Origin of the sequence: Micromonospora deserti (genome assembly GCF_003236335.1) — a bacterium.
Taxonomy (GTDB): Bacteria; Actinomycetota; Actinomycetes; order Mycobacteriales; family Micromonosporaceae; genus Micromonospora; species Micromonospora deserti.
In genome coordinates, this window is record NZ_POUB01000053.1 from 1 (window position 1) to 13170 (window position 13170).

Sequence of the window (13170 nt, forward strand, 5' to 3'; positions counted from 1 at the left end):
CCGCAGACGCGGCCCGCCCCACCGGCCGGCGTTCGGATCCTGTGCCGGGCCGGTGGGGCGGGCCGCGTCTGCGGCCTGAGGCCACCCGGTGGGCGGGACGACCGGCGGCCGGCGGACGGCGGCGGTCGGCTCGCCGGCGTACGGCGGGCGGGGTGCCGGCGAGCGCGGCGGGAGCACCGGATCCGGCCAGCCGCCGGTCGGTCGGGCGGGCGTCGGCTCCGGACGGTCGACCTTGGGCAGGAACGCGGTCGGGTGGTCGCCCGGGGCGCGGTGCCGCCCGTCGCCGTCGCGCCCCTCGTCGGGTACGCGGTTCACCGGGGCACCGTCGCGGAGCGCAGTGTGGTCGAGTCCTCGAAGGCCGGCACGGTCACCGTGGAGACGGTCTCCCTGTAGCCGAGCTTGTAGTTGTCGACCGCGTCCTTGAACAACCGGACTCCCTTGGAGCTGGCGAGTGCCTGCTGGAGGGCAGCGGGATCGCCGATTGCCACGATCTTGAATGGTGGGGAGTACACCCGGCCGTGCAGCAGCAGGGTGTTACCCACGCAGCGTACCGCGCTGGTGGCGAGCACGCGGACGTTCATGATTGACATGGCCTCCGCCCCACCGGCCCAGAGCGCGTTCACCACCGCCTGGACGTCCCCCTGGTGGACGACCAGGTCGTCGTTGGTGGCACCCTCGGGTGGGGGCTGGTCCCCGCGCCGGGGGGCGTCGTCGAGTTCCACGGTCACGCCGGGGCCGGTGAGCGCCGTGAAGCCGGCCGCCTCGCGGCTCACCGCCGCCCGGTCCTGCTGCCTCTTGATCGGGCCGTCCGACTCGGCCAGGGTCGTGGTCTGATCCTCGACCTCGCGGCGCAGCGCCGCGGCCCGCTGCTCGCTCGCCGCCACCTCCGCGCGGCGGTCCTCGATGAGCTGGGTGAGCTGGGGCCGCCGGTCCTCGCGCAGGGCGGTGCCGCCGGCCGTGGTGGCGGTGGTGGTGAAGAGCAACCCGGCCGCGGCGGCGATCAGCGGCACCCCGATCGACCAGCCCGGCCGTCGTTGCCGTGGGCGCCGTGGCAGCAGCCCGGCGACCACGCGCCGGAGCACCTTCTGCCAGGAGGCCGCGCCGGATGTGTACTCCACGGAGCGTTCCTTCCCCGTCGTCTGGTTTCCGCCCGCCGAGGCGCGGGCCGGTGCGGCGGCCCGTAAAGTCCGCCTTTTTCGGTCACTCCGTGCACCGGCCTGACCCCATTCGTGGCTAGGACGGGCCGTCGGGACTACGCTAGCTGTCGAACATTATTGGCCATGGACCGTCGCCCCCGCGCCCGGTTGTCAGGCCGGACGAGGTCGTCACCCCCTCTGGAGAGCGTCGTGCCCAAGTCTCAGGTCCGCAAGAAGAAGGTGTACACCCCGCCGACGGACGTGCGTCCGACGGCGACGGCGGCGACGCGCAAGCCTAGCCCGGTCTGGCTGCCGATCTCGGCGGTCGCGCTCATCGTCTTCGGCATCGGCTGGTTGGTGGTCTACTACCTGTCCGAGCAGGAGTACCCGGTCATGTCGTGGGGTTACTGGAACCTCGCGGTCGGCTTCGGCGCCATGGTCGCCTCCCTGATCCTGCTCTCCCGCTGGCGCTGACCGCCGGGGCGGCCCGCCGCCGGCCCGGCGGCGGGTCCGGTCAGCCGTCGGCGGCGGGCTGGTGGTCGAGGTCGCCGGCACCGAGGAAACGGACAGCCTCCCGCCGGCCGCGCCGAGGGTTCAGGTCACTCGGCCCGGCCCCTGCCCGGCGGTACCGGGCGGGTCCACCTAAGGTGTGCGCAGGGCGGCGCGGCCAGGTGCGAGAAGACTCACGTTACTGCTGGGTAACCTTGCGCGTAGGCTGCACTGCATGACCGAGCGGAGCGAGGTCATCGACCGGTCCGGTCGAGGGTGCGCAGCGGCGATTCGCCGATCGCGCCCCTGACCCCGGCACCGGTCGCCGAGCCGCTCGACAGGCAGCAGACCGGGAGGCCAACTCGATGGGCAGCGTCCAGATCGTCACCACGATCCTCGCGGCCGCCATCACCGCCGTGGCGGTGTGGCTTGCGGTACGCGCGGTCATGAAGATGGTGGCCGTCATCCGGCTGGGTCAGCCCGACCCGTCGCGGTTCACCGACCGGGGCACCCGCACGAAGACGATGCTGGCGGAGACCGCCGGCCACACCCGGATGCTCCGCTGGAGCGTGGTGGGTGCCGCGCACTGGTTCGTGATGGTCGGCTTCATCGTGCTGTCGCTGCTGGTGCTGGAGGCGTACTTCGAGGTCGTCTCGCCGACCGGTGGGCTGCCGCTGGTCGGCGGTTGGGTGCTCTACGGCCTGGTCACCGAGTGGATCGGCATCCTCGGCATCGTCAGCATCCTGGTGCTGATCGCGATCCGGGTGCGCAACCGACCGACCCGGCCGGGCGGGCGCTCCCGGTTCACCGGCTCGACGATGTGGCAGGGCTACTTCGTCGAGGCGGTCGTCCTCGCCGTGCTGATCATGGGCTTCGTCATCCGGGGCTTCAAGGTCGCCACCGACCACTTCGAGCACCCGACCTGGGCCACCCCGCTCAGCCACGCGCTCGGCGGGGTCCTGCCGGACTGGGACACCGGGGTCAGCCTCGCCGCGCTTATCAAGATCGCGATTTCGATGACCTGGCTCATCGTGATCGCCCTCAACGTGACCATGGGCGTCGCCTGGCACCGGTTCCTGGCGTTCTTCAACATCTTCTTCAAGCGCGACCCGGGCCGGGTCGGCTCCGGCCTCGGCGCGCTGCGGCCGATGATGAGCGAGGGCAAACCGCTCGACTTCGAGGAGGCCGACCCGGAGAAGGACCAGTTCGGCGTCGCCCAGGTCGAGCAGTTCACCTGGAAGGGCCTGCTGGACTTCAGCACCTGCACCGAGTGTGGTCGCTGCCAGTCGCAGTGCCCGGCCTGGAACACCGGCAAGCCGCTGTCGCCGAAGCTGCTCGTGCTGAGCCTGCGCGACCACGCGTACGCCAAGGCACCTTATCTGCTGGCCGGTGGCGGCAAGGACCTGACCGGCGAGGAGAAGGCCACCGCCGCGCAGCTCGCCCACGTCGACGTGCTGGCGCTCGCCGAGGCCGACAAGCCGCTGATCGGCACCGCCGAGGAGGGCGGCGTCATCGACCCGGACGTGCTCTGGTCCTGCACCACCTGCGGTGCCTGCGTGGAGCAGTGCCCGGTGGACATCGAGCACGTCGACCACATCGTCGACATGCGCCGCTACCAGGTGCTCATCGAGTCGAGCTTCCCGTCCGAGGCCGGCGTGATGCTGCGCAACCTCGAGAACAAGGGCAACCCGTGGGGCGCCCCGCAGAACACCCGGGAGGACTGGACCAAGGGTCTGGACTTCGAAGTGCCCCGGGTCGGCGAGGTCGAGGACTTCGAGTACCTGTTCTGGGTGGGTTGCGCCGGGGCGTTCGAGGACCGGGCCAAGAAGACCACCCGGGCGGTGGCCACGCTGCTCAACGAGGCGGGCGTGACGTTCGCCATCCTCGGCGAGGGCGAGACCTGCTCCGGTGACCCCGCCCGCCGGATCGGCAACGAGTTCGTCTTCCAGATGCTCGCCCAGCAGAACGTGGAGACCCTCAACGAGGCGTTCGAGGGCCGGGAGAAGAGCAAGCGGAAGATCGTCGCCACCTGCCCGCACTGCTTCAACACCCTGGGCAACGAGTACGGGCAGCTCGGCGGCGAGTTCGAGGTGGTGCACCACACCCAGCTGCTGGCCCACCTGGTCGCCACCGGCAGGCTCACCCCGGTGCAGCCGGTCGACGGCGGCGTCACCTACCACGACCCCTGCTACCTGGGCCGGCACAACCGGGTCTTCGCCCCGCCGCGCGAGGTCCTCGGCAGTGCCGTCGCCGGCGGAGCCGCCGAGTCCGGTGCCGACCGCGCCAGCGGGCTCATCGAAATGCCGCGCAACAGCGAGCGCTCCTTCTGCTGCGGTGCCGGTGGCGCCCGGATGTGGATGGAGGAGAAGATCGGCAAGCGGATCAACGTGGACCGGGTCGAGGAGGCCATGGCCACCGGGGCGAAGACGGTCGCCGTCGGCTGCCCGTTCTGCTCGACGATGCTCAACGACGGGGTGAACGGCAAGGGCGCCGGCGAGCAGGTGGAGGTCGTCGACGTGGCCAGTGTGCTGCTCCGCTCGGTCAAGCCGGAGCAGGCGCAGGGTGACAAGACGGCCGAGCCGGTCGCCGGTTGACGCGTCCCCGACAACGCCCGACGGCGGTGGCCCCTCGCGGTGCCGCCGCCGTCGCCGTTTGCTGCGAGCCGCGGGGTATCGACGGATCTGGCTTCTGATGCGGTCAGCACCCGCTGTGCCCGTGCGGTCGCGCAGGCGTGATGGGGCCGTTGGTCGCCTTGATTCCGCTGCGGGCGTTCCCTAATGTGGGGCACCGACCGCTGTGGATCGTCTGCCTCGCCGCCTTCCCCTCCGTGAGGCGCCCGGCGGTCGGGTTGCAAAAGGAGTCGGTGCCGGTGGCAACCATGCCCCCTCATCGTCACGCGCCGGGACGGTCCGCTCGTCCGGGTGGCCTGCGCCGGGTCGCCCACCGCCTGCTCACGCTGGTCGCCGCCGTGGCCGTCGGCGCCGGCACGCTCGCCGCGCCCGCGTACGCCGCGCCGTCGGTCGACGAGATCGAGGCCGCGATCGACAAGAAGTGGGAGCAGTTGGAGCCCACCATCGAGCAGTACAACAAGGTGCGGGCGCAGCTGAAGGTCAACCGCAAGAAGTCGGCGGATCTGCAGAAGAAGATCGAGCCGCTGGCACTGGAGACCGAGCTGGCGATGACCCGGGTGGGCGACCTGGCCTCCCACTACTACATCACCGGCCCGTCCCAGGACATCGGCGCGCTGCTGGTCAGCGCCAAGCCGGACACGCTCACCGAGCAGCTCACCCTGCTGGACCGGCTGGCCCGGCAGGAGCGCAAGCAGTTGGCGGGCGTGCTGGCGGTCCGCGCGAAGTACGACGCGGAGAAGCAGAAGCTGGACACGCTGATCGCGGCCCAGACCAAGCAGCAGAACGAGCTGGCGACGAAGAAGAAGCAGATCGACGCCGAGATCAAGAAGCTCGAGGCGTCGCTGCCGGTGACCACCGTCAAGACGGAGAACTGTCCGACCATCAACGGTGTGGTCAGCGAGGCGGCCCGGATCGCGATCAAGACCGCCTGCGCCCAGGTCGGCGACCCGTACGTGTGGGGCGCCACCGGCCCCAACTCGTTCGACTGCTCCGGGCTGACCCAGTACGCCTACAAGGCGGCGGGCATCTACCTGACCCACTTCACCGGCGCCCAGTGGAACGAGGGCAAGGCGATCCCGCGCTCCGAGGCGCGCCCGGGTGACCTGGTCTTCTTCTTCAGCGACCTGCACCACGTCGGCCTCTACCTCGGCAACAACAAGATGGTGCACGCGCCGCGGGCCGGCAAGCCGGTCAACGTCTCCAGCATCAACACCATGCCGGTCGCCGGCTTCCGCCGACCCGGCTGATCCGGTCCCGACGAGAAGGGGTCCCCGGCGTCGGCCGGGGACCCCTTCGTTCTGCCGACGGCTCAGCCGGTGGACCCGACCGACGCGGGCCGGATCAGCACGTCGTCCAGGTTCGCGTACATCAGGCGATGACCGAACTGGAGCTGGACGTACCGCATCTCGCCGCGGATCACCGTCCAGTCGCCCGGGGACGACCCGTCGAAGGTGACCGCACGGTAGTACTCGCTCGGTACGATCCCGCCCGACGCGTACCGCTGTCCGGCGGGGAAGGTGTACTGCAGCGGCGATATCGCCTGGTAGGGCACCCCGGCCGGGTAGGCGGCCCGTTCCGGGTAGGCCCGCCCGTAGACCGGGATGGCCGACTTCCCGGGCTTCGGCGTCACCACGAACCCGGTGGCCCACCTGGCGGTCGGCGCGGAGGCGGGGTTGTGGAACCACGCCTTCTGGCCGAGATACCAGATCGCCGTCCAGTCTCCCCGTACCTCCGCGACGGCGTACGTCTGGCCGGTCGCGGCCCGGGCGCTGTGGTCGGGGACGTACATGGTGCCCGGTGACCCGTCCGGATGCTCACCAAGGTCGGTGACCAGCGGCGCGTCGAGGCTCGGCGCGCTGCGCAGCAGCACCGCGGACGAGCCGCGCAGCGGGCAGGGGTCCGTGCTCGGGGGCGGCGGGTTCGGTACCCCCGGTGGCTGCCGGGAGCATCCGGTGAACGCCGGCTGGTTGCCGGCGAAGTCCGGGTCGATGGTGACCAGGCCGCTCCGCGGCGTGCCGGTGGACCGGAACGGCGCTTTCAGCAGGTCGAAGTAGTGCGACCAGTCCCAGTACGGGCCGGGGTCCCAGTGCATCCTGGCGACGGTGGACGCCACCGTGCCGGGGACGTTGTCGTGCCCGATGATGTGCTGCCGGTCCAGCGGGATGTTGAACCGCAGCGCCAGGTGCCGCACCAGCTTGGCCGAGGTGCGGTACATCGCCTCGGTGTACCAGGTGCCGTGGCCCGCGAAGCCCTCGTGCTCGAGGCCGATGGACTTGGCGTTGACGTACCAGTTGCCGGCGTGCCAGCCGACGTCCTTGGCCTTGATGTGCTGGGCGACGTGCCCGTCCACCGAGCGCAGCGTGTAGTGCCAGCCCACCCGGCGGGGATCCTTGACCAGGTTGACGCTGGGCCAGAAGTAGCCCTCGGTGTCGTGGATGACGATGTACTCGATCTTTTGCTGCGCCGGCCGGTTGCCCAGGTCGTGGTTGCCGTACGCGCCGGGGCTGGCGCCGTACTGCTGGTATGGGGCCGGGATCCACTCGCAGCCGATGCCGACCGGGCATTCGAGCCCGTCGGGCCGCTCGGCGCGGCGTAGCCCGAGCCGGCCCAGGCCGGACTCGTCCGGGCTGACCGCCTGGGCGGGCAGGGTCACCGGGTGCCCGTCGTCGGTGGTCCGGCTCGCGCCGAGGCGGATCTGCGCGTACACCTCGTCGGCGAAGGCGGCCGCGGTGTCCTCGGCGTCGGCACCCGAATACCGGGCCACCGCGCCGTACCAGGCCCCGGGTTCGCTCGCGGCGCCGACCGGGCCGCCGAGTTCCCGCTGGTACGCGGCGAGCAGCGCGGCCCCGCCCCGGATGTTGGCGACCGGGTCGGACCGGAGCGCAGCCGTGCTGGCCCCGGTCAGCGCGGCGGCGGCCGGCAGGGTCCGCAGGGCGTCCCGGGCCGGGCCCGCGGGCGGCTCGGTCTCGGCCGCCGCGGCGACGACCAGGGGTCGCGACTCGTCGCCGCGCGGGTCCTCGTGCTCGTCGATGTGGCCGTTGGCGGGCAGCGACGTGACGTGCGCGGCGTCGGTGAGGTGCATCGGGCCGTAGCCGCCGCTGGTGCTCGGTCTGCCGGGATGGGTGTCCCAGCGGGACTCCAGGTACGAGACGCCGAGCAGGACGCTCTCGGGTACGCCGAACTCGGCCGCCGCGGCGGCGTACTGCTGTTGTCGGGTGGCGGTGTCCGCCGTCGCGGGGGTGGTGGTGGCGAGTGGGCCCAGCGTGGTGGCGCCCACGAGGATCGCGGTGAGCAGCGCCCGTCTGCTCGTGGAGAGGGCGGATCGGTGCATCGAACCTCCAGCTTGGATTCGGTGGCTCCGTGGTCACCCTCGCCCCTGGGATACGGTCTCGTCAATACATTTCGATCCACCTACAAATCGTGAAGATAAGTTTCATCACCCGCCGCGCCGCCGCGGCTCTCGTGAGACGTACGGAGTGTCACGGCCGGGTGGGTTGCGAATCGATAACGGTCGTCTCTACTCTGGTCATTCGTTGGCCCGGTGACAGGTCCGTCCATCCGGGGCGGTAACGGTCCGACACCGCCGAGTCGCTTCCGAGCGAGCCGGGGACCCAGTTTCCCCGGGGTGAATCCGCAGCCCCTGCGGTAGGGCGTCCCCTTCCCGCCCGAACCCGTCAGCTAACCCGGTAGGCGGTCTGGAAGAAGGAGAACCGAGCCCGGTGGCACACCATGCCCCGCGGCCACCGTCGGCACGGCCGGCTCTCGCCGGCCCGACGACGGCTGCGCCGCGTTCCCGCTGGTCCCGCTGCACCACCATCCTCGCCGCACTGGCGGCGTCCGCCGTCGTCCTGACCGGCGGCGCCACGGCGGCCCACGCCGACCCGTCGGTCGCCGAGATCGAACGCCAGATCGACGAGGACTGGAACAAGCTCGAACCCATCATCGAACGGCACAACGCCACCCGTCAGGACCTCGCCGCCAAGCGCAAGCAGGCCGACGCGCTCGCCGCGCGGATCAAGCCCCTGCAGGAGCAGGTCGACCAGGCGATGGAGCAGGTCGGAGCCCTCGCCGTGCGGGCGTACAAGGGCGAGAACGTCGCCACCGTCAACGCCGTCCTCGACAGCCGCTCGCCGGGTGAGGTGGTCGGCCAGCTCGAACTGCTCGACCGGTTCGCCGAGCGCCAGCAGGAGGAGGTCCGCCAGGTCGCCGACCTGCGGGACCGCCTGGTCGCCACGAAGGCGCCGCTGGATCAGATGGTCGCCCAGCTCAGCCGCACCGAGGCGCAGCTGGCGGCGAAGAAGAAGCAGATCAACGCCGAGATCGACCGGTTGCAGAAGCTGCGGCTGCGGGTGTACGGCAACGGCGGCGGTGGCCCGCTGCGCCCCGCCCCCTGCCCGGCCAGCTACCCGGGCGGCCCGGCCGGCGTCGCGGTCACGTTCGCCTGCGCCCAGATCGGCAAGCCGTACGTGTGGGGGGCCGACGGCCCCGACTCGTACGACTGCTCGGGCCTCATGCTGGCCGCGTGGGCGAAGGCCGGGGTGTCGCTGCCGCACAACGCCGCGCGGCAGCGGCGCGCGACCGCGACCGTCAGCCGGGGCGAGCTGCGCCCGGGTGACCTGGTCTTCTACTACAGCGACCTGCACCACGTCGGTATGTACGTCGGCGGGGGCTGGGTGGTGCACGCCTCCCGCGCCGGGGTGCCGGTCAAGATGAAGAAGATCGACGACGGCCCGATCCACAGCTTCGGCCGCCCCGACTGACCGCGTACCGCGAAGGGGCCCGCTCCGGCGTGGAGCGGGCCCCTTCGGCACGGCAGGTCAGCGGGTCGGCCAGGTGCGCCAGTGCTGCCAGGAGCGGCTCGGGGTCGGGCCGCGCTGCCCCTGGTAGCGCGAGCCGTAGACGGCCGAGCCGTACGGGTGCTCGGCCGGCGAGGAGAGCCGGAAGATGCAGAGCTGGCCGATCTTCATGCCCGGCCAGAGGGTGATCGGCAGGTTCGCCACGTTGGACAGCTCGAGCGTCACGTGGCCGGAGAAGCCGGGGTCGATGAAGCCGGCGGTGGAGTGGGTGAGCAGCCCGAGCCGGCCCAGCGAGCTCTTCCCTTCCAGCCGCCCGGCCAGTTGGTCGCCGAGGGAGATCACTTCGAGCGTGCTGGCGAGCACGAACTCCCCGGGGTGCAGCACGAACGGCTCGCCGTCGGGCACCTCGACCACCGAGGTCAGGTCGTCCTGCCGCAGCGCCGGGTCGATGTGGGTGTAGAGGTGGTTGTTGAACACCCGGAAGAGCTTGTCCAGGCGTACGTCGATGCTGGACGGTTGCACCAGCGTGGGCTCGAACGGCTCCAGCGCGAGCGTGCCCGCCTTGATCTCGGTGACCAGGTCGCGGTCGGAGAGCAGCATCGGACCACCATAGCGAGCGGTACGCGTGACCTGCGTGTCGGACTACCTGTTCGTACACGTGTTCGATAGAATGTCGGCATGGCTTCCTGGTCTGAATTCGCCGCTGACGAGCCCCGACTCGCCGACGGGATCCGCCTTCTCATGCACCAGTACGGGCCGGGCTTCGGCTACCTGGCCACGGTCCGCGCCGACGGCGGGCCCCGGGTGCACCCGGTCTCCCCGGTGATCACCGACGAGGGCCTGTTCTGCTTCGTCGTCGACTCGCCGAAGCGGCGCGACCTGGAACGCGACGGCCGCTACGCGCTGCACTCGTTCCCGCCCGAGGAGAGCGACGACGAGGCCTACGTGGCCGGCCGGGCCCGGCCGGTGACCGATCCGGCCCGGGTCACCCGGCTGGCCCGCGCCTTCCGGGCCGCCCCGCAGGTCGACTGGCGGTTGTTCGAGTTCACCGTCGACGTGGCGATGCTCGCCCGCCGCGGGCCGGGCGTGACGGGCGGCCCGGGCGAGGCGCACGGCCGGCCGGCGATCCAGGTCTGGCTCGACCCGGGCGCCTCCGGCACCGCCGTGCCGGAGGCGCGGGTGGTCCGGCAGGGCCGCCCCGCCCACCGTGCCGCCGCCTAGGTGGCGTGGCCTCAGATCGTGATGACGGCCTTGCCCCGCGCGTGGCCGGCGGCGATGTGCCGGAGGGCGTCGGCCGCCTCGGCCAGCGGCCAGACCCGGTCGACGACCGGCATGACCTTGCCGGCCTCGACGAGTTCCGTCAACGCGGCGAGGTGCGCCGCGCTCTCCGGCGACACCAGCGGCAGCAGCCGACCGTTGACGAACGGCGACAGCAGGAGCGCGCGCAGTTGACGGTCGAAGCCCTGCAGCCACCGGCCGCCGCTCGCCTCGCCGCCGACGAGGACGAGGGTCCCCTTCGGCGCCAGGGCCTGCCGCAGGTGGGACAGCGACCGGTTGCCGCCGGTGTCGACGATGACGTCGTACCGTCGTCCCCCGTCGGTGATGTCGGTGCGGGTGTAGTCGACGACGTCGTCCGCGCCGAGCGACCGCACGAGGTCGAGCTTCGTCGGGCCGCAGACGCCGGTGACCCGGGCGCCGAGCGCGCTGGCGAGCTGCACGGCGAAGGACCCCACGCCGCCACCGGCCCCGATGACCAGGACCTGCTGCCCCGCCCGCACCCCGCCGGCTCCCCGTATGGCGTGCAGGGCCGTCTGCCCGGAGATCGGCACGGCGGCCGCCTGCGCGAAGGTGAGGTTGCGGGGCTTGGGGGCGAGCTTCCGCGCGGGTGCCACCGCGTACTCGGCGTAGCTGCCCGCTCCGGTGCCGAACACCTCGTCCCCTGGCGCGAACTGGGTGACGTCCGGCCCGACCGCCTCCACCACGCCTGCGAGGTCCAGCCCAGGAACGCGGTGGCGCGGCCGGCGTAGCCCGGTGGCGAGACGCACCGCGTAGGGCAGGCCCGTCGTGAGGTGCCAGACCCCGGGGTCGACGCCGGCGGCGTGGACCCGGACGAGCACCTCGCCGTCGGCGGGTGCGGGCACCTCCACGTCTCGCAGCCGCAGCACGTCGGGTGGGCCGTACCTGTCCTGCACCATCGCTTTCACGGCTTCTCCTCGCCGGTCGGGTACTGGAACACGTCGGTCAGCGGCACGCCGAAGACCGCCGCGATCTGGAAGGCCATCTCCAATGACGGCGAGTAGCGGCCCTGCTCGATGGCGATGACGGTCTGCCGGGTCACGCCGACGCGGCGGGCCAGCTCGGCCTGGGTCATCTCGCCGTGCGCGGACCGCAGGGCGCGGAGGGAGTTGGTGATCCGGGTCGGTTTCACCATGACTGGAAACCCCGGCGGTAGGCGACGATCTTGGCGATCGACCCGACGACGGCCGAGAGCACGAAACACAGGTAGATCACGTTCGCGATCCAGAAGTGATCCCACTCGGCCAGCGCCATGCCCAGCGCCGCCACGCCGCCGACGACGACGAACGACTGGCCGATCTGCTCGCCGATCCGGTTGATCTGCCGGTCCCGCTCGTCCCGCTCGTTGGCGCCCTCGGGGGAGACGATCGACACCGCGATGTGCAGGGCGATCGATGCGAGGATCGCTCCAGTGACGGTCCACAGCAGCGTGGCCGCGTAGGGAACCGCGGTCAGCGGTGCGTCGCCGGCCCGGCCGAGCAGGAGGGCGACGTACGTCGCGTAGGCGCCGACCGCGACCAGCGCCATCATCCAGGCGCGTTTCTCTTCGAAGGCCATGACCGCTCCCGTGTAAAGAATTCTTGACATCACCACGGTAGGGTTGCGGGGTATCGATGTCAAGAATTCTTTACACCTGCATGGCGGTACAAACGCCGGTGCCGGCCCCGTGGGATCGGGGCCGGCACCGGTCGTACGTCAAACTACGCCGCGCGGTACGCGTTCCAGGCGGTCAGCATCCGGCTGGCCTGCCCGGCCGTGAACTGGTACATGCACGAGTCGTAGGTGTAGTCCATGAAGTTGGTGATCGGGTCGGCGCCCGGGTCGGTGCAGGTGTCCCGCCCGGTCGGGCACTCGAAGGCCGGCTGCGCCTCGGCCGGGGTGTCGCTGACGCTGTCACCCTGGCCGGCGCACCCGCCCTGGAAGGTGTGGTAGAGGTTCAGCCAGTGGCCGACCTCGTGGGTGCCGGTGTCGCCCTGGTTGTAGTTGCCGGCGGTGCCGCTCGGCAACGACTCGCTCAGCACGACGACACCGTCCATGCTGTCCAGCTTCCGCTTCGGGAAGGTGGCCCAGCCGAGCAGGTCGTCGCTCAGCTCGCCCAGGTAGATGTTGAGCGTGTTCTTGCCGCCCTCGCGCAGCGAGGTCTTCATCTGCCGCTCGGTCGAGGAGCCGTACACGATCGGGTACCACGCCGGGTTGGTCACCCGGTTGATCTTGTAAAGCTGGAAGCTGAACGCGGTGGCCGCGCCGCCGGTGGCCCCGCTGAAGGACTCGTTCAGCACCGTGATCTGCGAGTTGATCATCGAATCCGGGATGTTGCCGCCGGCCCGTGTGCTGTCCCGCTGGATCACGTGCACGACCACCGGGATCGTGACGGTCGACAGCGTGGTGGCGCCGGCACCGGTGCGGAACCGCGCCCGCTCGCGCAGCGCGGCGGCCAGGTCCGCCTCCCGCTCGCGGGTCTGCGCGAGGGTCAGCTCGTTGGGTTCGTGCTTCGCCTGACCACCCGCCTTCACGCGGGCGTCCGAGTGGACGTCGGCCGGCTCGACGCACGCCTCGGACGGGGCGGCGGAGAAGGCCGAAGTGGCCGGCATGACGCCCACCGCGGCGGCGCTGAGCAGCAGCGCGAGGGTCGTCGACGCGACACCGGCGTTACGCCGGGTCAGCAGGTTGGGACGAAGTCCCATGGGCCCACCTCTTTCTGGCGGCGTGACAGGGGGTATGTCACGCCGTGGCTGAGAACGTGTGGCAGACGTTACAACCGATCGACAGATTTGAGAACGGTCATATGTTGCCGGGAGGAAACTTCTTTCCTGGCCTGACGCG

Annotated in this window: 12 protein-coding genes, 1 pseudogene and 1 riboswitch; of the genes and pseudogenes, 5 read left to right on the forward strand and 8 right to left on the reverse strand. The window is 71.2% G+C overall.

The window, feature by feature from the left end; translation table 11 throughout:
• A pseudogene (locus C1I99_RS10625) lies at nucleotides 1-315 on the reverse strand (hypothetical protein); the annotation flags it as partial.
• Complete coding sequence (locus C1I99_RS10630) at nucleotides 312-1118, reverse strand: DUF881 domain-containing protein (RefSeq protein ID WP_111134050.1); 807 nt, start codon at nucleotides 1116-1118, stop codon at nucleotides 312-314. The pseudogene C1I99_RS10625 and the gene C1I99_RS10630, both read right to left, overlap by 4 nt.
• A gap of 228 nt (nucleotides 1119-1346) precedes the next feature.
• On the opposite strand from C1I99_RS10630, the gene C1I99_RS10635 reads away from it, so the two are divergent.
• The 3 genes from C1I99_RS10635 to C1I99_RS10645 all read left to right on the forward strand — a co-directional run bounded on the left by C1I99_RS10635 (nucleotide 1347) and on the right by C1I99_RS10645 (nucleotide 5502).
• Nucleotides 1347-1610, forward strand: coding sequence for a cell division protein CrgA (locus tag C1I99_RS10635; protein WP_091100210.1), 264 nt, complete (start codon nucleotides 1347-1349; stop codon nucleotides 1608-1610).
• Between the two features lie 380 nt (nucleotides 1611-1990).
• Entirely contained in the window at nucleotides 1991-4219 is a 2229-nt protein-coding gene (locus tag C1I99_RS10640; RefSeq protein WP_111134051.1) for a (Fe-S)-binding protein, read from the forward strand.
• Nucleotides 4220-4488: 269 nt separating this feature from the next.
• On the forward strand, nucleotides 4489-5502 hold the full coding sequence (locus C1I99_RS10645; protein ID WP_111134074.1) for a C40 family peptidase: 1014 nt from the start codon (nucleotides 4489-4491) through the stop codon (nucleotides 5500-5502).
• Nucleotides 5503-5564: 62 nt separating this feature from the next.
• Here the strand turns inward: C1I99_RS10645 and C1I99_RS10650 are convergent, their stop codons facing one another.
• Nucleotides 5565-7586 carry an N-acetylmuramoyl-L-alanine amidase gene (locus tag C1I99_RS10650; RefSeq protein ID WP_111134052.1) on the reverse strand — a complete coding sequence of 674 codons (2022 nt, stop codon included), beginning with the start codon at nucleotides 7584-7586 and terminating at the stop codon, nucleotides 5565-5567.
• A gap of 240 nt (nucleotides 7587-7826) precedes the next feature.
• A riboswitch (cyclic di-AMP (ydaO/yuaA leader) is annotated at nucleotides 7827-7962 on the forward strand.
• A 12-nt stretch (nucleotides 7963-7974) separates the two neighbouring features.
• Between C1I99_RS10650 and C1I99_RS10655 the strand changes: the two genes are divergently transcribed.
• A complete protein-coding gene (locus C1I99_RS10655) occupies nucleotides 7975-9015 on the forward strand; it encodes a C40 family peptidase (protein ID WP_111134053.1) in 1041 nt (346 codons plus the stop codon).
• 57 nt (nucleotides 9016-9072) lie between these two features.
• Here C1I99_RS10655 and dcd read toward each other — a convergent pair whose 3' ends face one another.
• Nucleotides 9073-9651 carry a dCTP deaminase gene (gene dcd / locus C1I99_RS10660; RefSeq protein ID WP_111134054.1) on the reverse strand — a complete coding sequence of 193 codons (579 nt, stop codon included), beginning with the start codon at nucleotides 9649-9651 and terminating at the stop codon, nucleotides 9073-9075.
• 78 nt (nucleotides 9652-9729) lie between these two features.
• Here dcd and C1I99_RS10665 point away from each other — a divergent pair, with 78 nt between their 5' ends.
• Nucleotides 9730-10272, forward strand: coding sequence for a pyridoxamine 5'-phosphate oxidase family protein (locus C1I99_RS10665; protein WP_111134055.1), 543 nt, complete (start codon nucleotides 9730-9732; stop codon nucleotides 10270-10272).
• Nucleotides 10273-10283: 11 nt separating this feature from the next.
• On the opposite strand, the gene C1I99_RS10670 is transcribed toward C1I99_RS10665, so the two are convergent.
• The 4 genes from C1I99_RS10670 to C1I99_RS10685 form a co-directional block, all read right to left on the reverse strand.
• The gene (locus C1I99_RS10670; RefSeq protein ID WP_199562073.1) at nucleotides 10284-11255 is read right to left on the reverse strand and encodes an NAD(P)-dependent alcohol dehydrogenase; all 972 of its coding nucleotides are present in this window, start codon (nucleotides 11253-11255) and stop codon (nucleotides 10284-10286) included.
• Entirely contained in the window at nucleotides 11252-11482 is a 231-nt protein-coding gene (locus C1I99_RS10675) for a helix-turn-helix transcriptional regulator (RefSeq protein WP_111134057.1), read from the reverse strand. Before C1I99_RS10675 ends, C1I99_RS10670 begins: the two co-directional genes overlap by 4 nt.
• Complete coding sequence (locus C1I99_RS10680; RefSeq protein ID WP_111134058.1) at nucleotides 11476-11904, reverse strand: hypothetical protein; 429 nt, start codon at nucleotides 11902-11904, stop codon at nucleotides 11476-11478. The genes C1I99_RS10675 and C1I99_RS10680 overlap by 7 nt, the downstream gene beginning before the upstream one ends.
• A 143-nt stretch (nucleotides 11905-12047) precedes the next feature.
• The gene (locus C1I99_RS10685; RefSeq protein WP_111134059.1) at nucleotides 12048-13031 is read right to left on the reverse strand and encodes a zinc metalloprotease; all 984 of its coding nucleotides are present in this window, start codon (nucleotides 13029-13031) and stop codon (nucleotides 12048-12050) included.
• Between the last annotated feature and the right edge of the window lie 139 nt (nucleotides 13032-13170).